The sequence below is a fragment of the Stenotrophomonas africana genome, assembly GCF_013004645.1.
Classification (GTDB): domain Bacteria; phylum Pseudomonadota; class Gammaproteobacteria; order Xanthomonadales; family Xanthomonadaceae; genus Stenotrophomonas; species Stenotrophomonas africana.
In genome coordinates, this window is sequence record NZ_JABEME010000002.1 from 117,098 (window position 1) to 135,050 (window position 17,953).

At 67.0% G+C, this 17,953-nt stretch carries 17 protein-coding genes; 6 read left to right on the forward strand and 11 right to left on the reverse strand.

Features of this window, described 5'->3' with window-relative positions; translation table 11 throughout:
- Positions 1-45: 45 nt before the first annotated feature.
- Entirely contained in the window at positions 46-1,002 is a 957-nt protein-coding gene (locus HLA98_RS04800; protein ID WP_057500855.1) for an aldo/keto reductase, read from the reverse strand.
- 169 nt (positions 1,003-1,171) lie between these two features.
- On the opposite strand from HLA98_RS04800, the gene HLA98_RS04805 reads away from it, so the two are divergent.
- Both HLA98_RS04805 and HLA98_RS04810 read left to right on the forward strand, forming a co-directional pair.
- Positions 1,172-2,029: a class I SAM-dependent methyltransferase gene (locus HLA98_RS04805; RefSeq protein WP_057500854.1), complete on the forward strand. Its 858-nt coding sequence runs from the start codon at positions 1,172-1,174 to the stop codon at positions 2,027-2,029.
- A 161-nt stretch (positions 2,030-2,190) separates the two neighbouring features.
- On the forward strand, positions 2,191-2,730 hold the full coding sequence (locus tag HLA98_RS04810; protein ID WP_049443565.1) for a pseudouridine synthase: 540 nt from the start codon (positions 2,191-2,193) through the stop codon (positions 2,728-2,730).
- Between the two features lie 93 nt (positions 2,731-2,823).
- On the opposite strand, the gene HLA98_RS04815 is transcribed toward HLA98_RS04810, so the two are convergent.
- Positions 2,824-3,198, reverse strand: coding sequence for a hypothetical protein (locus HLA98_RS04815; RefSeq protein ID WP_005411574.1), 375 nt, complete (start codon positions 3,196-3,198; stop codon positions 2,824-2,826).
- A gap of 144 nt (positions 3,199-3,342) precedes the next feature.
- Positions 3,343-5,847 carry an ATP-dependent helicase HrpB gene (gene hrpB, locus HLA98_RS04820; protein ID WP_057500853.1) on the reverse strand — a complete coding sequence of 835 codons (2,505 nt, stop codon included), beginning with the start codon at positions 5,845-5,847 and terminating at the stop codon, positions 3,343-3,345.
- Positions 5,848-6,022: 175 nt separating this feature from the next.
- On the opposite strand from hrpB, the gene HLA98_RS04825 reads away from it, so the two are divergent.
- Positions 6,023-6,409, forward strand: coding sequence for a hypothetical protein (locus HLA98_RS04825; protein ID WP_057500852.1), 387 nt, complete (start codon positions 6,023-6,025; stop codon positions 6,407-6,409).
- A gap of 61 nt (positions 6,410-6,470) precedes the next feature.
- Complete coding sequence (locus HLA98_RS04830) at positions 6,471-7,268, forward strand: TatD family hydrolase (protein ID WP_057500851.1); 798 nt, start codon at positions 6,471-6,473, stop codon at positions 7,266-7,268.
- 89 nt (positions 7,269-7,357) lie between these two features.
- On the opposite strand, the gene HLA98_RS04835 is transcribed toward HLA98_RS04830, so the two are convergent.
- The 5 genes from HLA98_RS04835 to HLA98_RS04855 all read right to left on the reverse strand — a co-directional run bounded on the left by HLA98_RS04835 (position 7,358) and on the right by HLA98_RS04855 (position 12,419).
- Positions 7,358-8,257 carry an NAD-dependent epimerase/dehydratase family protein gene (locus HLA98_RS04835; RefSeq protein ID WP_057500850.1) on the reverse strand — a complete coding sequence of 300 codons (900 nt, stop codon included), beginning with the start codon at positions 8,255-8,257 and terminating at the stop codon, positions 7,358-7,360.
- Positions 8,254-9,192, reverse strand: a complete 939-nt coding sequence (panE, locus tag HLA98_RS04840; protein ID WP_057500849.1) for a 2-dehydropantoate 2-reductase — start codon at positions 9,190-9,192, stop codon at positions 8,254-8,256. The genes HLA98_RS04835 and panE overlap by 4 nt, the downstream gene beginning before the upstream one ends.
- Before the next feature lie 378 nt (positions 9,193-9,570).
- Positions 9,571-10,338 (reverse strand): hypothetical protein, encoded by a 768-nt coding sequence (locus tag HLA98_RS04845; RefSeq protein WP_057500848.1) that lies wholly within the window; start codon positions 10,336-10,338, stop codon positions 9,571-9,573.
- Positions 10,339-10,662: 324 nt separating this feature from the next.
- The gene (locus HLA98_RS04850; RefSeq protein ID WP_010482250.1) at positions 10,663-11,454 is read right to left on the reverse strand and encodes an ABC transporter permease; all 792 of its coding nucleotides are present in this window, start codon (positions 11,452-11,454) and stop codon (positions 10,663-10,665) included.
- A complete protein-coding gene (locus HLA98_RS04855) occupies positions 11,451-12,419 on the reverse strand; it encodes an ABC transporter ATP-binding protein (protein WP_005411567.1) in 969 nt (322 codons plus the stop codon). The genes HLA98_RS04850 and HLA98_RS04855 overlap by 4 nt, the downstream gene beginning before the upstream one ends.
- A gap of 84 nt (positions 12,420-12,503) precedes the next feature.
- Here HLA98_RS04855 and HLA98_RS04860 point away from each other — a divergent pair, with 84 nt between their 5' ends.
- Positions 12,504-13,253, forward strand: a complete 750-nt coding sequence (locus HLA98_RS04860; RefSeq protein ID WP_080354817.1) for a ferredoxin--NADP reductase — start codon at positions 12,504-12,506, stop codon at positions 13,251-13,253.
- A 99-nt stretch (positions 13,254-13,352) separates the two neighbouring features.
- Here the strand turns inward: HLA98_RS04860 and HLA98_RS04865 are convergent, their stop codons facing one another.
- From HLA98_RS04865 to HLA98_RS04875, 3 genes are all read right to left on the reverse strand, one after another.
- Positions 13,353-14,498, reverse strand: coding sequence for a lytic polysaccharide monooxygenase (locus HLA98_RS04865; RefSeq protein ID WP_057501017.1), 1,146 nt, complete (start codon positions 14,496-14,498; stop codon positions 13,353-13,355).
- Positions 14,499-14,658: 160 nt separating this feature from the next.
- Positions 14,659-15,831: a lytic polysaccharide monooxygenase gene (locus tag HLA98_RS04870; protein ID WP_057501016.1), complete on the reverse strand. Its 1,173-nt coding sequence runs from the start codon at positions 15,829-15,831 to the stop codon at positions 14,659-14,661.
- A 232-nt stretch (positions 15,832-16,063) separates the two neighbouring features.
- Positions 16,064-16,549, reverse strand: coding sequence for a DUF1203 domain-containing protein (locus tag HLA98_RS04875; protein ID WP_049445117.1), 486 nt, complete (start codon positions 16,547-16,549; stop codon positions 16,064-16,066).
- Between the two features lie 154 nt (positions 16,550-16,703).
- On the opposite strand from HLA98_RS04875, the gene HLA98_RS04880 reads away from it, so the two are divergent.
- Positions 16,704-17,906 (forward strand): GGDEF domain-containing protein, encoded by a 1,203-nt coding sequence (locus HLA98_RS04880; protein WP_057501015.1) that lies wholly within the window; start codon positions 16,704-16,706, stop codon positions 17,904-17,906.
- Positions 17,907-17,953: the final 47 nt, after the last annotated feature.

The window sequence follows — 17,953 nt, forward strand, 5'->3', positions numbered from 1 at the left end:
TTTCTTCGCTGTTGTGCAATGCCGGCCAGCGGCCGGCACTACAACTCAGGCTTCCGCGCTGGCGGCGTCGAGTTGCGCGATATCCTGCACGCTCAACGACAGGTTGGCCGCTGCCAGCAGATCGTGCAGCTGCTCGACGCTGGTGGCGCTGACGATCGGCGCGGTGATCGACGGCCGTGCGATCTGCCATGCCAGTGCGATCTGCGCGGCACTGGCGTTGTGCTTGCTGGCCACGTCATCCAGTGCCTGCAGGATGCGCAGGCCACGCGGATTCAGATAGCGCTTCACCACATTCTCGCCACGCGCCGGGCTCTTGGCCGCATCGGCCGGCGTGCGGTACTTGCCGCTGAGGAAGCCACTGGCCAGCGCGTAGTAGCCGATCACGCCGATCTGTTCGCGCTGCACCAGCGGTTCCAGTTCCTTTTCGTAGCCGGCGCGGTCGTACAGGTTGTACTCCGGCTGCAGGGTTTCGTAACGGGGCAGCTTGTAGTCGGTGGACACCTTCAGCGCATCGGCCAGGCGCGTGGCGCTGTAGTTGGAGGCACCGATCGCACGTACCTTGCCGGCTTCGATCAACCGGCCGAACGCGGCCAGGGTTGCTTCCAGTGGCGTAGACTCATCATCCTCGTGGGCCTGGTACAGATCGATCACGTCGGTCTGCAGGCGGCGCAGCGAATCCTCGACCGCGGCATTGATGTTGTCCGGGGTCAGGCCGGGGCGCTCGGCCCACTTGGCCACCTTGGTCGCCAGCACCACCTTGTCGCGCTTGCCGCTGCGGGCAAACCACTTGCCGATGAGCGTTTCCGATTCGCCGCCGGCATTGCCCGGTACCCAGGCCGAATACACATCGGCGGTGTCGACCAGGTTGAAGCCGGCGTCGACGAAGGCATCGAGCAGGGCGAAGCTGGCCTTCTCATCGGCGCTCCAGCCGAACACGTTGCCACCGAAGGCGAGCGGACGTACATGCAGGCCGGAACGGCCCAGTTCGCGGATTGCCGTCATGGGCACGGACTCCTTGGGGGAAGTGCTCCAGAATAAAACGCGTAGTGTGACCGTGCTGCGGCGATGGCCACAAAACAGTGTTCCGCAACGCGCACGCCGCTAACGTTTTGTGAACACCTGGGGCGCCGTGGCTGCTAGTCTCGCCGCATCTTCCGCTGGAGTCGTCCCGATGATGCCTGCTTCGTCCCTGCGTGGCTGCCGCCTGCTGCTTGCCTCGGCCCTGCTTGCCGCTGTTCCCGCCTTTGCCGCACCGGCCACGGTGGCGCCGGCGCAGATCCAGGTGTCGCCGGCCATCGACGCGGCAGTGAAGGCGCCGACCCGTGATGCCAACAACGTCAAGCGCGATGGCTTCCGTCATCCGGCGCAGACGCTGTCGTTCTTCAAGGTGGCACCGGAAAAGACCGTCATCGAAATCACCCCCGGTAACGGCTGGTACTCGGAGATCCTGGCGCCGCTGCTGCATGACAAGGGCCACTACGTTGCCGCCGTTGTCGATCCGATGGCCGTGCCCGAAGGCCGCGGCCGTGACTACCAGCAGCGCAGCCGCGACAGCCTGGAAAAGAAGTACGCCGGTGCACCGGCACAGTTCGGCAAGACCGCCGTGGTCGCCTACGATCCGGCCAAGCCGGTGTTCGGCCCGGCCAGTTCAGCCGATGTGGTGCTGACCTTCCGCAACGTGCACAACTGGCGCAAGGCCGGCCAGGCGCAGGGTATGTTCCAGGGCTTCTTCAACGTGCTCAAGCCGGGCGGCGTGCTGGGCGTGGTCGAGCATCGCGCCAAGGCCGATGTGGCCGACGAGGATGACACCGGCTATGTCGGCCAGCAGCAGGTGATCGCGATGGCCGAGGCCGCCGGCTTCAAGCTGGACGCGCGCAGCGAGGTCAACGCCAACCCGCGTGACACCAAGGACCACCCGAACGGCGTGTGGACGCTGCCGCCGACCAACCAGCACGACAAGGCCGATGATGCGAAGTACCAGGCGATCGGCGAAAGCGACCGCATGACCCTGCGCTTCATCAAGCCGTAAGGGGGGGCATGCGCTGACCCTGTAGAGCCGAGCCCATGCTCGGCTCATCGCGCGCAGCGCGACAGGGAACAACAGCAGCCGAGCATGGGCTCGGCTCTACAGGGACGTGGCGCGTGGCACGGCATGGGACAATGCCCCACCCGCCGACTGCCGTGCCCGCAATGCTGATTGCCTTCAACAAGCCCTTCAACGTGCTCTGCCAGTTCACCGACCGCAGCGTGCCGCCGCGGCCGACGCTGGCCGGGTTCGGCCTGCCGCCGCGCGTGTATGCCGCCGGTCGCCTGGACCATGACAGCGAAGGCCTGCTGCTGCTGACGGATAACGGAACGCTGGCGCACAAGTTGACCGACCCGAAGCACAAGGCCGACAAGACCTACTGGGTGCAGGTGGAAGGCACGCCCAGCGATGAGCAGCTGCAGGAGCTGCGCGACGGGGTGGAACTCAATGATGGGCCGACCTTGCCGGCGAAGATCCAGCGCCTCGATCCAGCGCCGTCGCTGTGGACACGCGATCCGCCGGTGCGCTTCCGCAAGACCGTGCCCGATGCCTGGCTGGCGATCACGATCCGCGAGGGCCGCAACCGCCAGGTGCGGCGGATGACCGCGGCGGTGAACCTGCCGACGCTGCGGCTGGTGCGGGTGTCGATGGGGCCGTACCGGCTGGAGGACCTGCAGCCGGGGCAGTGGCGGCAGATCGGCTGAAACAGAAAGGGCCGGATACCTTCCGGTATCCGGCCCTGTCGTCGCTGGTGGGGTCAGAGCCCTTCCTGCGGATGGGATCCGACCCCGGCAAACTCAGGCGTCGCTGCCGATATCGCTGTGCTCGTCCACCACGGTGTCGTTGCGGCGGTCGCGTGCGTTGATGCGCTGCGCCTGCCCATTCACCACGTGGCCATTGGCAGCCTTCTTCTTCTGCTGCTTCCGGTACAGCGCATAGCCAAGCAGGCCGACGCCGACGGCAGCTGCGGCAATGGTCACGGCCGGGTTGCGGCGGGCGAACTTGGTGGCGACCTTGCCGCCGGTCTTGACTGCGCCGAGGGCGGCGCCGGTCTTGATCCAGTCCGCGTTGCGCAGGCTGCCACCGGCGCTCTTCAGGCCATCGCCGGCGGTGTGGGCCAGCTCCAGGGCGCGCTCCAGAGCGCGGTCGGTGATTACGGTCAGCTTGCTCATGCGGGGGTCCTTTGCCTCGGGTCGAAGTCCAGTGTCGCGTGTTGCCCGTAAACGGTATGTCAGCCGGGGACGCACGTGGTGTGACTTTACCGCAGCCATTCAGGATCAGGCAGGCTCCGCAACCGGCCGTGCCGGCACGACCGGTCAGGTTCCGCGCGGCTTGGCCCGGTGCGTGGCCGTGGCCGTCCACGGATCATCCGGCCACGGATGGCGCGGGTAACGGCCCTTCATCTCCTTTTTCACTTCGGCGTAGGTGCTTTCCCAGAAGTTGCGCAGGTCCTGGGTGACCTGCAGCGGGCGGCCGCCGGGAGAGAGCAGGTGCAGGGTCAGCGGCACGCGGCCATCGGCGATGCGCGGCGTGTCGGCCAGGCCGAACAGTTCCTGCAGCTTCACCGCCAGCACTGGCGGCAGCGGGTCACCAGTCTCGCTGTCCAGCGCATAGGTGATCGACCGCTCCAGTCCGGACGGCACGGTGATGCGGGTCGGTGCATGGCGTTCGACCAGCTGCCGTTGTGACCACTCCAGGGGCGACTTCAACGCTTCGCCGAAGCTGGATTCATCCAGCGCATCCAGACGGCTCTTGCCGGCGAACGCGGGCTGCAGCCACTGCGCGCGCGTTGCCAGCAGGGCCGCGTCGCTGCAGTCGGGCAGGTCCAGTTCCGGCATCCAGCGTCGCAGCGATTCGACACGGGCCTGCCACTGGCGCAGGCCTTCGGTCCACGGCAAGGCCTGCAGGCCGAGTTCGGCGACCGCGTCGGTCAGGGCCTGCGCGGCGTGCTGCGGATCGACCCGCCCGGCCGAGCGGCTGTCCAGCACGATGCGGTCGAAACGGGCCTCGCGCAGCGCCACCAGGGCGCGGCGCTCGCTGTCCCAGCGCACCACGTCTTCGGTGACGAAGCGCTCCGGCCACGCCTTGCGCAGCTGGCCTTCGTCCACCGGTGCGGCACGCAGCAGCAGCGCATCGCGTGCCTCGAAGCGAAGCTCGCTGGCCACCAGCCACGGTTCGCCACGCAGGTCGCTCAGTTCGTGCAGACGCGCGCTGCGGCCATTGGCCAGCAGGTAGCGCAGTGGATCGCTGGGATGCTGGAAACCGATACGGTCGGGGAAGGCATGTGCGAGCAGGTCGCCCAGCTCGTGGGCCTCGATGCTGGCCGGCGGCGCGGCATCACAGCGCAGGCGACGTCGCCACTGCCTGGCAGCCGCATCAATGGCGGCCAGACCGCTGCGGTTGGCGTCACCCGGTGCGCGGCCATTGCGGAACGCGGCCAGCGCGCGCCAACGGCTCGCCAGCGCGTCGCCGCCCTGACGCAGCGGGTCGCGGGCTTCCAACAGCGCGGCCAGATCGGCGGCCAGCGCCTGTGCGCGTGCATCGGGCGCCGCCAGCAGCATCGCTGCCATCCGTGGATGCGTGCCCAGCGCCAGCACACGCCGGCCGAGTGCGGTGATCGCACCACTGCTGGACAACGCGCCCAACCGCTGCAGCAGTTCGCGGGCGGCGCCCATTGGGCCGGCCGGTGGCGGATCGAGGAAGCGCAGGTCGCTGCTGCCCCACGCGGCCAGTTCCAGTGCCAGTCCGGCCAGTTCCACCTGATCGATCTCGGCGCGGCGCTGCGGCTCCAGCCGCTGCGACTGCGGCCACAGCCGCCAGGCCACACCTTCGGCCACGCGACCGGCGCGACCGGCGCGCTGGTCGGCCGACGCCTGGGCGATGGCCACCACGTCCAGCCGGGTGAAGCCGCTGTTGGGGTCGTAGCGCGGTTCGCGCGCCTGGCCGCTGTCGATCACCACACGCACGCCGGGCAGGGTCACCGAGGACTCGGCCACGTTGGTGGCCAGCACCACGCGGCGGCGACCATCGCTGGCGGCCTGCAGCACGCGCGCCTGCTGTTCCACCGGCAGCTCACCATGCAGGGCCAGTACCTCGACGTTGCCGTCGAGTGATTCCTGCAGCCCCGCCTGCACGCGCGCGATCTCGCGTTGACCGGGCAGGAACACCAGCAGGTCGCCGGGGTGTTCGGCCAGCGCCTGCTGCACCGCGCGGCGCACCTGCAGTTCCAGCGCCTCATCGCGGCGCGCCGGGAAATGGCTGACCGTCACCGGGTAGCTGCGGCCCTCGCTGCTCAGCCGCGGCGCATCGAGGAAGCGCGCCAGCCGCTCGCCATCCAGCGTGGCCGACATCACCACCAGGCGCAGGTCGTCGCGCAGCTGCGCCTGCACGTCCAGCGCCAGCGCCAGGCCCAGATCCCCACTGAGATGGCGCTCGTGGAATTCATCGAACAGGATCGCGCCGACGGTTTCCAGCATCGGGTCGTCCTGCAGCATGCGGGTCAGGATGCCTTCGGTGACGACTTCAATGCGCGTGCGCGCCGAGACCTTGTTCTCGAAGCGGATGCGGTAGCCGACCGTACCGCCCACCTCTTCGCCCAGCTGCCGCGCCATGAACAGCGCCGCGCTGCGTGCGGCGACCCGGCGCGGTTCCAGCAGGATGATCTTGCGGCCCTGCAGCCACGGTGCATCCAGCAGCGCCAGCGGCACCTGGGTGGTCTTGCCGGCGCCAGGTGGCGCTTCCAGCACCAATCGAGAGTGCTGTCGAAGTACGTCCAGGACCTGCGGAATCAGCGCGGAGATCGGGAAAACAGGCGGTTTCATGTTCCAAGGATAAACGTCCCGGCACCGACGTGGCTTGACCCCTCAAGGTCGGGGTGTTCTGGTAACGCGCCCTGCCTCCGGCCTGCCCATGTGTCCCACCCTCCTGTTTGCCTCACTCCTGCTGCTGCCTACGTGCAACAGTGCCAGCGCCGCGCCGTCCGACAGAGCCCACCCGATGGCGCGCCTGCTGGGTGCGGACGTTCAGCAGCGCTACCTGCCGCAGGGCATGAGCGATGAACTGTCGATCCGGCGTGCCTATGAACAGGGCATTCTGCGTTCGCCGGACTTTCCTTCGCTGGAACTCTCCGGCGACCAGGCTTTCATCTTCTTCGCCCAGTTCGCGCGCAGCAGGATGGAACCGACCTTCAATACCTTGACCGTGTGCCACAATCCAGACGGCTTCCGGCTGTTGGTCGGAGGTGGATCGCGCCAGTCCTGCGCAGCACGCCCAGACGCGGGGATGCGGTTCATCCGCCAACCAAATGGCGACCTGGTGTGCGAGCCCTGCGCTGCGCTCAACTTGCCGGAGCGCTGGGAGCGCCACGACCGCCAAACGCATTGACCCGCCGCATCACCGCCGAGGCGGGGGCTACAATGTGCACGAATACTGTCCAGTAGCCCCCATGCACCTGATCGATATCGGCGCCAACCTGACCCACGACTCCTTCGACCGCGACCGCGATGCCGTGCTGGACCGCGCGCGCCAGGCCGGCGTGGTGCAGATGGTCATCACCGGTGCCAGCCGCGAGCACTCGCCACTGGCCCTGCAGTTGGCCCAGCAGCACCCCGGCTTCCTGTATGCCACGGCCGGCGTGCACCCGCATCACGCGGTGGAATACACCGAGGAATGCGATGCCGAGATGCGCGCGCTGCATGCCCACCCGGAAGTGGTGGCGGTGGGCGAGTGCGGGCTGGACTACTTCCGTGACTTCTCGCCGCGCCCGGCCCAGCACCGTGCCTTCGAGCGCCAGCTGCAGCTGGCCGCAGACAATGGCAAGCCGCTGTTCCTGCACCAGCGTGATGCGCATGCCGATTTCATGGCGCAGATGAAGAACTTCGAAGGTCGCATCGGCCCGGCGGTGGTGCATTGCTTCACCGGCGAGCGCGATGAGCTGTTCGACTACCTGGACCAGGACTGGTACATCGGCATCACCGGCTGGCTGTGCGACGAGCGTCGTGGCGCGCACCTGCGCGAACTGGTGAAGAACATCCCGGCCAACCGCCTGATGATCGAGACCGATGCACCGTACCTGCTGCCGCGCACGCTGAAGCCGCTGCCGAAGGACCGACGCAACGAACCGATGTTCCTCTCGCACATCGTGGAAGAGCTGGCGCGTGACCGTGGCGAGGACGTGGCGGTGACGGCGGCCAATGCAACTGCCGCGACGCGTACGTTCTTCCGCCTGCCCGACGCGGGTTGATTCCCTTCGTCGCGTCGAACGCGGCGACCGTGTGTCGTAGAGTCGAGCTTGCTCGACTGCCGTGCAGAAGCAGTCGAGCAAGCTCGACTCTACAAGCGGGTCAGAGTGATTCCAGCAGCCCGCAGTCCTTCCCGGTACGTCGGGAACCTCGGCTTCCAGCCCAGGGCTTGGCGCGTGCCACGGCTGTCGATGCGCTTGTTGCTCTCATAGAAGCGCCGCAGCGTCGGGCTCAGTGTCGGGTCGTCCCAGGCCACGGCAGGCGGCATCGCAAACCCGCCCAGCTTCGCGGCGAAGGTCAGCACATCCTGTGGTGGTGCCGGTTCGTCGTCGCTGGGCAGGTACAGGCCCCGGTGCGCCGGTCGCTGCATCGCCGCGATGATCACTGCCGCAAGATCCTCCACGTGCAGGCGGTTGAACACCAGGCCCGGCCGAATCACATGGCGGGCACGGCCCTCCGCCAACTGCAGCAGGGCATTGCGGCCAGGACCATACAGCCCTGGCAGGCGGAACACCGCCGAGGCGATGCCGCGTTGTTCAGCCAGTGCACGCCACTGTGCTTCCGCGAGCAGGCGCCGTACGCCCGTCGTTTCAGTGGCATCGGCCACGCTGGTTTCGTTGATCCAGCCGCCGGCCCGATCGGCATATACCGACGTGGACGACAGATAGCCCACCCAGCGCAGCGCCGGACTTTCGTGCAGAGCCGGAAGCAGCGGACGCAGTGCCGGGTCGCCCTCGGCATCGGGTGGCACGCTGCACAGCAAGGCCTCGGTCTGCGTGATCTCATCGAGCAGGGCTGGCGACGGTGGAGTGTCAGCGTGCAGCTGATGCCGCAGCAGGCCATCGTCCGGCGCCGATGAGGGGTCACGCACCGTGCCGACGACGTGCACTCCCCGTGCCTGCAGCTGCGTGGCCAGCACGCATCCGCTCCAGCCCATACCGAGGATCAGCACCCGCGTAGGCAGCGCGCTGGCCTGCAACGGGATGCTCACGCGCCGCGCAGTGCCTGGTAGGCCTGCAGGCTGCTGTAGGCGACCTGCAGCAACAGGGCTTCCTGATCGGCCTTGCGTGCACGCGCCAGCATGTCGCCGACGATCTGCTCGGCCTCGACCTGCTGGCCAGCCTCCAGGTCCCGCAGCATCGATGCCTTCAATGCAGAGCCGGCCTGGGTGAGGGTGCCGCGCGCGGTGTCCTGCGCGGCATCGGGAATCGGCTCACCGGCAGCTTCGGCCACGGCCAGGCACTCGTCGTACAGGCCACGTACGATCGCCTCGCCATCATCGGTGGCGACGATGGTGCCGATATCCGCACGCAGCAGGCAGGTCGCGGCGGCCAGCGCGGTCAGGAAGGTGTACTTGATCCACTGTTCCTGGCCGATGTGTTCGCTGGCCAGGTGATCAAGATTGGCCTGCGCGCAGGCGGCGGCGAAGGCACGTACGCGTGCGGACGCCGCGCCGCCATCGCGTTCGCCGAAGGTGAGCTTGGCCGGCTTGCCCAGATGCAGCACGGCGCCATCAGGTGCCTTGGTAGCGCTGATGAAGCACAGGCCGCCCAGCACCGCCTCGCGGCCGAAGCGCAGGTCCAGCGCATTGTAGTGATGCAGGCCATTGAGGATGGGCAGCACGGCAGTGTTCGCGCCCACCGCTGGAGCAATGGCGTCGATCGAGCTGTCGAGGTCGTAGGCCTTGCAGCTGAGGATGACCAGGTCGAACGGCTTCTGCGCGGCCAATGCGGGCAGCGCATCGGCGGTGACGTGCTGCACCGGGAAGCTGGCATCGCCGATCGGGCTGCGGATGACCAGGCCATCGCGGTCCAGCTGTGCGGCGCGCGCGGGGCGTACGAGGAAGGTTACGTCCACGCCGGCCTGGGCCAGGCGACCACCGAAGTAACCGCCGGTACCGCCGGCGCCAAGGATCAGGATGCGCATTGCACGTTCACCGTTTTCTGGGGGAATCAGGAGTGCGATTGTGCCGGAGATTGCGGCCAACGGCGGAGCCCCTCGTGGTGGTTCGCGCAGTTGGTTTCATGAGCTGGGTCGTGTGCGATGGGCTCGCGGGGGACGCCGTGAACCCCGCTCCGCGGTCCGGCCCAGCCGCTGGCGGCTGTGCGTTCGGGCGCTTGCGAAGCAATGCTTCGCAAGCAAAGCGCCCTCACCCCTGGGGGCTTAGCCGCGCCGTCCATGGCGCGGATACCCCCGCGAGCCCATCGCACATGACCCCTGACAGTTTCCGGGTGCCGCCACCACGGAAAACAGATCAGGAGCGGAAGCGGGTCGCTCGCTGCGCTCGCTCGTGCAGAGCGGTGCTCAGGTCAGTTGTTCGCTGAAGCCTTCGGTATAGCCCAATAGCAGTGTGGTGCGGGTGGCCAGCGTTGCAGCCAATTGTGACCAGGTGTCGTGTATTCCGGCAGCGTAGACGCGCTGCAGGTCAGCGACCAACGCATTTGCCTGTGCAGGCGACGGCGCGCTGTCGCGCTGGAAGCCCAGCCACGATGCGCCAAGTCCGAACAGGCGGTAGTCGTGGCGCTCCTGCAGATGCCGTATCAGGGCATGGTTCTGGAAGATGTCCCAGTCCGCGCTGAAGTAACCGTTGGGCAGTGCGGCAATCAGCAGGTCATCGCGGTCCACCGGCACCTGCTGCACGCAGACCACCTCATCGACGATGAGGTCCGGCGTTGCATTGGCGGCGACCAGCGCCTCGATGTCCTCGTCGCTGCACATCAGCGTGCCCGCCAGTGCACTCCATTCCAGCCGATGAGAGGAATGCTCGAGCTGCGCGACCACATGCGCCAGCAACCGCCCGCGTGCCGCCAACGCATCTTCGGGGGTTTCCGGGTCTTCTTCCTCGTACAGCGCGATGCGCGCGTCGTCTGACGCGTGCATGCTGGTGTAGCGGCACTGGCCGGCATCATCGAGCGTGCACAGGTAGCGATGGCGGGGATTGGCCACGTGCAGCGAGGCCAGGCAATCCAGCACCTCATCCAACGTGGGCGAATCGCCCAGCAGGACATGGCTGAATGCATCGACGGGGCCATCCGACACGGCCTTGTCCAACGGAAGGGAAGTGATCTTCATGACCACAGCCTAGCCGCAATCCCGAACGAAAAGAGCCGAGCATCGGCCTTACCGTGAATGCTCCATCCACGCATGGCGTGGATCTACCGTGTCGACCAAGGTCGACACCCACCAACAGCAGCGGCAATCTGTCGAAGGCGGGGTGGGTCCGGTTGCGGGGGCGTGAGCCGCATGGATGCGGCGACCGAGCTTACATGGACGTACTTGCCGCGGCCCCCGCAACCGGACCCACCCCGCCATCCCCCGGATAGTCAGCTTTTGCCGTTGAAGTTGACGTTGACGTTGATTCGGCGGGTGCAGGGCCGCAGGCCCTGCAGGTACCCCTCAGCTGCGCATGCCTACGCCGCGACGCAGCAGCCACAGCGCCAGCGCCGTCAGCACCACCACGAATCCGATCATCAGGCCGTAGGCCACCGGCAGCGGTACGTCACTGCTGCCCAGCAGGCCATAGCGGAACGCATTGACCATGTAGAAGATCGGATTCGCATGCGTGGCCGCTTCGGCCCAGCCCGGCAGCAGTTTCACCGAATAGAACACGCCACCGAGGTAGGTCAGCGGGGTCAGGATGAAGGTCGGCACGATCGCCACGTCGTCGAACTTCTTCGCATACACCGCGTTGATGAAGCCGGCCAGCGAGAAGATCGTCGCACCCAGGATCACCGTGGTCAGCATCACCAGCGGGTGCGGAATGCGCACCGGGGTGAAGAACATCGCGATGATCAGCACGATCACGCCCACCATCAGGCCGCGCAGCACGGCGCCGGCCACGTAGCCCCACAGGATCACCCAGTTCGGCATCGGACTGACCAGCAGTTCTTCCACGTGACGGCCGAACTTGGCGCCAAAGAACGAGGAACTGATGTTGCCGTAGCTGTTCTGGATCACGCTCATCATCACCAGGCCCGGCACGATGAACTGCATGTAGGTGTAGCCGCCCATGTCACCCACGCGCGACCCGATCAGGTTACCGAAGATCAGGAAGTACAGGGTCATGGTGATCGCTGGCGGCACCAGGGTCTGGCCCCAGATGCGCATGATGCGGGCGACTTCGCGGCGCACGATGGTCATCAGTGCGACGCGGTTGCGCTGGCCGTCGGTCAGCTCGGTGGTGCTCATGCAGGCTTCTCCAGGTTGCCGGTGAGGCGCACGAACAGCTCCTCCAGGCGGTTGCTCTTGGTACGCATCGAACGCACGCGGATACCGGCCTCGTTGAGCGTGGCGAACACGCGGTTGAGGTCCATTGCGCGCGGCATGTCGATGTCCAGCGTGTGCGGGTCCGGCGCGGTCAGCGTCGCACCTTCGATCACCGGCAGCTGTGCCGGCAGGTCACCGTCGATGTCCAGCAGGAAGCCCTCCACGTCCAGCTTGGCCAGCAGGGTGCGCATCGGCCCCTGCTCGACGATCTGGCCATGGTTGATGATCGCCAGGTGGCGGCACAGGTACTCGGCTTCTTCCAGGTAGTGCGTGGTAAGGATGATCGTGGTGCCTGCGGCATTGATCTCCTTCAGCACGCGCCACATGTCGCGGCGGATTTCGATGTCCACGCCGGCGGTCGGCTCGTCCAGGATCAGCAGGCGCGGGCGGGTCATCATCGCGCGGGCGATCATCAGCCGGCGCTTCATGCCGCCGGACAGCGTGCGGCTCATCACCTGTGCCTTTTCCCACAGGTGCGCGCGCTTCAGCTCCTCTTCGGCGCGCTGCTCGGCTTCCTCGCGCGGTACGCCATAGAAGCCGGCGTAGTTCACCAGGATGTCGAAGGGCTTCTCGAACAGGTTGAAGTTGATTTCCTGAGGCACCAGCCCGATCAGGCGCATGGTTGCGCTGCGGTTGCGCACCAGGTCGCTGCCGAACACTTCCACCTGGCCCTCGCTGAGGTTGACCAGGGAGCTGATGATGCCGATCAGGGTCGACTTGCCGGCGCCGTTGGGGCCGAGCAGGGCGAAGAAGTCGCCCGGGGCCACTTCCAGGGAAACCCCCTTCAGGGCCTGGGTGCCGTTGTCGTAGGTCTTGCGCAGGTCGCGCACGCGCAGGGCGGGCGCCGTATCGTTCTGGGATGCCAAGCTCGAAGCCTTCGCGCCCATGGGCTGGCGCTGGAGAGGGGCGGGGAGGGGCTATTATAGAAGACCCCGAGGGCTTGCCCCGGCTACACACTGTCCCGAAAAGTCGTGCCTGTTCAATTCCCCCTCAAGCTGGTCGGCTGCCGCATGCTGGCCCCGACCGTCGGCCACTACCAGTTCGTGCGTGACGATGGACAGCCGCTGGATTTCCAGCCCGGCCAGTTCATCCAGGTCCATTTCAGCTACGCCGACGGCACCGAAACCAAGCGCAGCTACTCGCTGGCGACCATCCACGACCATGCGCTGGGCCCGGGCGAGGCGGTGGATATCGCGGTCAGTTTCGTGCCCGGTGGCGCCGCCACTGCCCTGTTCGAGGCGCTGGAGCAGGGCGGCCAGATCAGTGCGTCCGGCCCCTATGGCCGGTTCTGCCTGAACCCCGGCGACCACAACGCCCGTTACCTGCTGATCGCCACCGGCACCGGCGTTACCCCGTACCGCTCGATGCTGCCGCTGCTGGAAAAGGCCATGGCCGAACGCGGTGTGCAGATCGTGCTGCTGCAGGGCGCGCGCAGCCCGGGCGAGCTGCTGTACAGCGAAGATTTCTACAGCTTCGCCGAAAAGCACCCGAACTTCCGCTATGTTCCGTGCCTGTCGCGCGAGTTGCCGGCTGATCCGCACCCGGACGTACAGCACGGCTACGTGCAGCAGGCGCTGGCCGGCTTCACGCCGGACCCGGCCACCGACATCGCCTACCTGTGCGGAAACCCGGACATGGTCGATGCCTGTGCCGACCTGCTGAAGGCTGCCGGCCTGGGCAACCCGCAGATCCGCCGCGAGAAGTACGTCAGCAGCAAGTAGGCCCGGGTAGTGCCGGCCGCTGGCCGGCAACTCCAAGAACCGGAGGCGGCATCACGCCGCCCCCGGTCGCCTGCCTCAGTACGCGATCCAGGCGTCGCGCTAGGCGGAGCCGGTGCCCGGGCGATAGGGTTCGGCGTTGATGTTGCACCACGCACCTTCCGGGAACGGCCGGCAGGCGTAGAGCTTGCCGTCGGTGCCCTTGACCACGGTTTCGCCCGGCGTGTAGCTGCCGATACCGGCCGGATACACGAAGTCGTAGTCGTCACCCGGCGGCGGATCGACCGGATCGACCGGATCCGGCAGGCGGGTATCGATCTGGAACAGGTTGCCCGGCTTCAGGTAGACACGGTTCTCGGTGGCCGAGGCGACCGGCGTGATCACGCCGTTCTTCATCACGCCCACGCGCGCCTGCTGTGCACTGGCGTTGACCTTGCGGGCCAGCGCCAGCGGCCACTGGTTCGCAGCGGTCTGACCTGCGGCCAGGGTGATCTCCGGGCGCTCCAGATCATTGCCCTGGGCGTTGAACACGCGCAGCGTCAGGGTAGTGCCTTCTTCCAATGCACCCCGGGCGGTGACCGGGCCGGCATCCTGCCACTGCGGCGGCGGTTCGATGCCACCACCGCCTTCGAAGCGCACGTCCGCGCAGGTGTAGAACGCCTCACCGGAATCCGAGCGCTGCCAGGTGTTGTAGATCACGTGCTGGCCACTGCGCTTGGGCAGCGGGCAATCCAGCTTGTAGACGTCGCCGGAGACCGGCACGTTGCCCAGCGTGCAGAATTCCTGCAGGTCGGCCCAGCGTAGCGGGCTGCCCGGCTGCCAACCGTCTCGGGTGACGTAGAACTTCCACTCGCGCGTGGCATGCGGGGCCGGCGCCTTGAACTCGAAGGTGTAGCGCCCGCGCGAATCGGCGCGGATCGGCGAGGTCGGCCAGTCACTGCGGTTCAGATCGAGGCCGCGGTACTTGCTGTTGCCGCCGCTGCACAACTCGCCATCTGGAACCACCGCTTGATGGTTGCCGTTGGCGTTGGCCTGGTTGACGCCGGCCCAGTCATAGAACGGCTGTGCGCCACCGATGGCCTTGGCGGCGGCACACGCCGGATTGGTCGGGTTCTCGGGGTTGCCCTGGTAACAGGCATAGACGCGGCTGGACGGCTTGGACAGAGTGCCGTGTGCGAAAGCACCGCCAGAAACGGCTACGCCTGCGACAACGGAGAGTGCGAGGACGGCTCGCCGGGACAAATGCATGGAGAATCTCCTGAGGGTGATGGAACCCCTCGGAGTTTCGGAACGTGCCCCCCCCATCGCCATAGGAATAGTTTGAAAGGGGAAAGTGCGTCTGCCTTGCTGAGATGAAACTCACACTGTGCCGGGAACGGCGTTCTTCCGCCGTTCCCGGCATGGCATCTCAATACGGCACCCACGCATCGCGCCAGGCCGTACCCACACCCGGGCGGTACGCCTCGGCATTGACGTTGCACCACGCACCTTCCGGGAACGGGCGGCAGGCATACAGCTTGCCGTCGCTGCTCTTCACCACGGTCTGGCCCGGCACATAGCTGCCGATGCCCGTCGGGTACACGTGGTCGAAATCACCGCCCGGCGATGGCGTACCCGGGTCCGGCACCTTGGTGTCGAGCTGGAAGCGGTTGCCGTCCTTCAGGTACACGCGATTGTCGGTGGCCGACGCCGACGGCGTGATCACGCCATTGGCAAGCACGCCCACGCGCGCATGCTGGGCACTGGCATTGACCTTGCGCGCCAGCGCCAAGGGCCACTGCGCGGCCGAGGTCTGGCCGCTGGCCAGCGTCGCTTCCACACGTTCGACATCGTTGCCGTTGGCATTGAACACGCGCAGTGCCAGCGTCGTACCCACCGGCAATTCACCGCGGGCGGTGACCGGGCCGGCATCCTGCCATTGCGGTGCCGGCGTCGTACCACCGCCGCCGCCTTCAAAGCGTACGTCCATGCAGGTGTAGAACGCTTCGGTCGAATCCGAGCGCTGCCAGGTGTTGTAGATCACATGCTGGCCGGTGCGCTGCGGCAGCGTGCACTGCAGCTTGTAGGTGCCATCGGCAGAGAGCGGTGTATTGCCCAGCGTGCAGAACTCCTGCAGGTCGGCCCAACGCAACGGACTGCCCGGTTGCCAGCCGTCGCGGGTGACGAAGAAGCGCCAGTCGCGCGTGGCGTGCGGCGCGGTCGCCTTGAACACGAAGGTGAACTTGCCATTGGCGTCGGCCTGGATCGGCGTGGTCTGCCAGTCACTGCGGTTCACGTCCAGGCCGCGGAAGGTCGGGTTGTTGCCGCTGCACAGCTTGCCGTCGGGCACCACGGCCTGGTGGTTGCCGTTGGCATTGGCCTGGTTGATGCCGTTCCAGTCGTAGAACGCCTGCGATCCGCCGACGGCCTTGGCGGCTGCACAGGCCGGGTTCGTCGGGTTCTCGGGATTGCCCTGGAAACAGGCATAGACGCGGCTGACCGGCGTGGTCATGGTGCCGTGGGCAAAAGCATCGCCGGCCAGCAACAGGCCAGCGGCGGCCAATGAAGTAGCCAGCAGCAGCGGTGTGGATTGGAATGACATGGCGCTTCCTTGTGGTCGTCGAAAGAGAGCGGTGACCGCAGAGTTGCGCTGCGCGGCGGACTTTCGGCGGCACCATGGCGAGTATCGAGTTGCGGTGCCGGGTGCGGAACCATGGAAATGCTGATCCGTGACTGTGGGTGTGAAGCCCTTCCCGCGGGCTTCACGTGGGACTGAACGGATGCGCTGGCGATCACGTGTTCGGCGTGGCAACGATCACGTCGTGGAGATCCGGCTATGTCGGCGCCATGCCGACGCGATCCGCTTGGCATGAGAAGCAGCCGTGGGCCGCGTTGTGCAGCTGCACGAAGGCCACGGCAGGGTCGGCAAACAGCGCGTCCAGCCGAGCGCCGACATCCGTGCCTGCACTGATCTCGGCGGCCAGCATCAATGCAGCCTGGTCATAGGCGCGCAACGAGATCATCCGGCGCTGCACATACGGGGGCACCTCGCCTGGCGGCAGCACGCAACGGGTCACGCCACGCTGTACGAAGATCGGGCCCGAGGCGTGATACGGCGAGTGCAGGGGCAGGTGCACATGGGACAACAGCAGCAGCTCGCTGCCACTGGGTGGGTCGCTCAGGCTGACCCGGCAGGGGTGTCCTCCTGTTTCGCCGGCCCAGCGACGCTGGATGCCCAGCGCGGCCAGCGCGGTGTCGCTCTTCTCGAACAGGTGCAGGAACGGGCGGTGGTCGATGCCACCGAGGTACCACGCATGCATGGGCGTCTCCTTGGTTTTCCGAGGATTCTGCGCATGCGGCGGCCGCCGTGCTCGCCGTTTTCGGACCCTGCATCTCCATCGGGCCAGGCAGCGCCACGGGGATCGCAGCACAAGGCGCTAAGATGCGCGCGCCGCCCCAGCCGATGAGCGTCGCATGTCCCTGGATTTCCCCACCCTCACCGTGCTTGGCTTCCTGCTCTGCATCGGCATTGCCGTGGGGTTCTCGTTGTTGCTGGTGGTGTTGCGCGGGCAACCGGTGCTGCGCCTGTGGACCGCCAGCCTGTGGCTGCTGACCCTGGGCGTGACCCTGCTGGCGCTGCGACCCTACCTGCCGTTGGCGCCGGCCATACTGGCCGGGAATGCGGCGATGGCCGGCTGCGCGCTGCTGATGCTCCGCGGCGTGGCGCTGCATCTGGAACAACCGCTGCCGCTGTGGCGGCCGTTGCTGATGGCGGCCGCGTTCATGGCCTGCATCTTCGCCTTCCTGGTGCTGTGGCCGGACCTGGGCGTGCGCCTGCAGGTGTTCAGTGTGTTCACGCTGCTGGTTGATGGCTGGATCGCGTGGCTGCTGCTGCGGCATGCCCCCGTGCAGCAGCGCACCAGCTGCCGTCTGGCGGCGGTGGTGTTCCTGGCGGAGGCGGCTCTGTACGCGGTGCGCCTGTTCCTGCCGGTGGCACCCGATGCCGGTGAGGACATCATGCGCACCGGCACGCCGATGTTCGTCACCTACATTGCCGGTGTGATGCTGGAACTGGCGCGATGCTTTGCGATGGTGCTGCTGCTGGTCGAACGCATGCTGGTCGATCTGCGGCGTGCGGCGCGCACAGACGGCCTGACCGGGCTGCTCAACCGCAGCGCGGTGCTGGCCGATGGCCAGGTGCAGTTGCAGCGGCTGCGCCGGCAGGGCCGGCCACTGGCCCTGCTGCTGATCGACGTCGATCACTTCAAGCAGATCAACGACCGCTGGGGCCATCTGGCCGGAGACGAGGTACTGCGCCACTTCGCTGCGTTGCTGCAGCACGGTTTGCAGGGCCGTGACACGTTGCTGGGCCGCTATGGTGGCGAGGAGTTCGTGCTGGTTCTGGCCGGAAGCACACAGGCTGAAGCGATGGCGCGGGCTGCGACGATCCGTACCGCCCTGCAGCAGAAGCCGGCGCGGCTGGCCACCGGGCCGGTGACGTTCACTGCCAGCATCGGCCTGGCGATGGACGACGGCCAGGGCGAGCTGTCCACGCTGCTGGCAGCGGCGGACACGGCGCTGTACCGGGCCAAGGCCGCGGGCCGCGATCGCCTGACCTGCGCTACGCCGGCGGAGATTTCGCGTCTGCCCATCGCCGACGACGCCGTGCCCGTGTAAGTTGAGTCACATCTTCCGCGGCAGCCCGTCGTGGTTGCCAGGAACGT

Bases quoted from the DNA above. Each gene is read 5' to 3' on its own strand.
- HLA98_RS04800 (WP_057500855.1), bottom strand. From the start codon at position 1,002: ATGACGGCAATCCGCGAACTGGGCCGTTCCGGCCTGCATGTACGTCCG.
- HLA98_RS04805 (WP_057500854.1), top strand. From the start codon at position 1,172: ATGATGCCTGCTTCGTCCCTGCGTGGCTGCCGCCTGCTGCTTGCCTCG.
- HLA98_RS04810 (WP_049443565.1), top strand. From the start codon at position 2,191: ATGCTGATTGCCTTCAACAAGCCCTTCAACGTGCTCTGCCAGTTCACC.
- HLA98_RS04815 (WP_005411574.1), bottom strand. From the start codon at position 3,198: ATGAGCAAGCTGACCGTAATCACCGACCGCGCTCTGGAGCGCGCCCTG.
- hrpB (WP_057500853.1), bottom strand. From the start codon at position 5,847: ATGAAACCGCCTGTTTTCCCGATCTCCGCGCTGATTCCGCAGGTCCTG.
- HLA98_RS04825 (WP_057500852.1), top strand. From the start codon at position 6,023: ATGGCGCGCCTGCTGGGTGCGGACGTTCAGCAGCGCTACCTGCCGCAG.
- HLA98_RS04830 (WP_057500851.1), top strand. From the start codon at position 6,471: ATGCACCTGATCGATATCGGCGCCAACCTGACCCACGACTCCTTCGAC.
- panE (WP_057500849.1), bottom strand. From the start codon at position 9,192: ATGCGCATCCTGATCCTTGGCGCCGGCGGTACCGGCGGTTACTTCGGT.
- HLA98_RS04845 (WP_057500848.1), bottom strand. From the start codon at position 10,338: ATGAAGATCACTTCCCTTCCGTTGGACAAGGCCGTGTCGGATGGCCCC.
- HLA98_RS04850 (WP_010482250.1), bottom strand. From the start codon at position 11,454: ATGAGCACCACCGAGCTGACCGACGGCCAGCGCAACCGCGTCGCACTG.
- HLA98_RS04855 (WP_005411567.1), bottom strand. From the start codon at position 12,419: ATGGGCGCGAAGGCTTCGAGCTTGGCATCCCAGAACGATACGGCGCCC.
- HLA98_RS04865 (WP_057501017.1), bottom strand. From the start codon at position 14,498: ATGCATTTGTCCCGGCGAGCCGTCCTCGCACTCTCCGTTGTCGCAGGC.
- HLA98_RS04870 (WP_057501016.1), bottom strand. From the start codon at position 15,831: ATGTCATTCCAATCCACACCGCTGCTGCTGGCTACTTCATTGGCCGCC.
- HLA98_RS04875 (WP_049445117.1), bottom strand. From the start codon at position 16,549: ATGCATGCGTGGTACCTCGGTGGCATCGACCACCGCCCGTTCCTGCAC.
- HLA98_RS04880 (WP_057501015.1), top strand. From the start codon at position 16,704: ATGTCCCTGGATTTCCCCACCCTCACCGTGCTTGGCTTCCTGCTCTGC.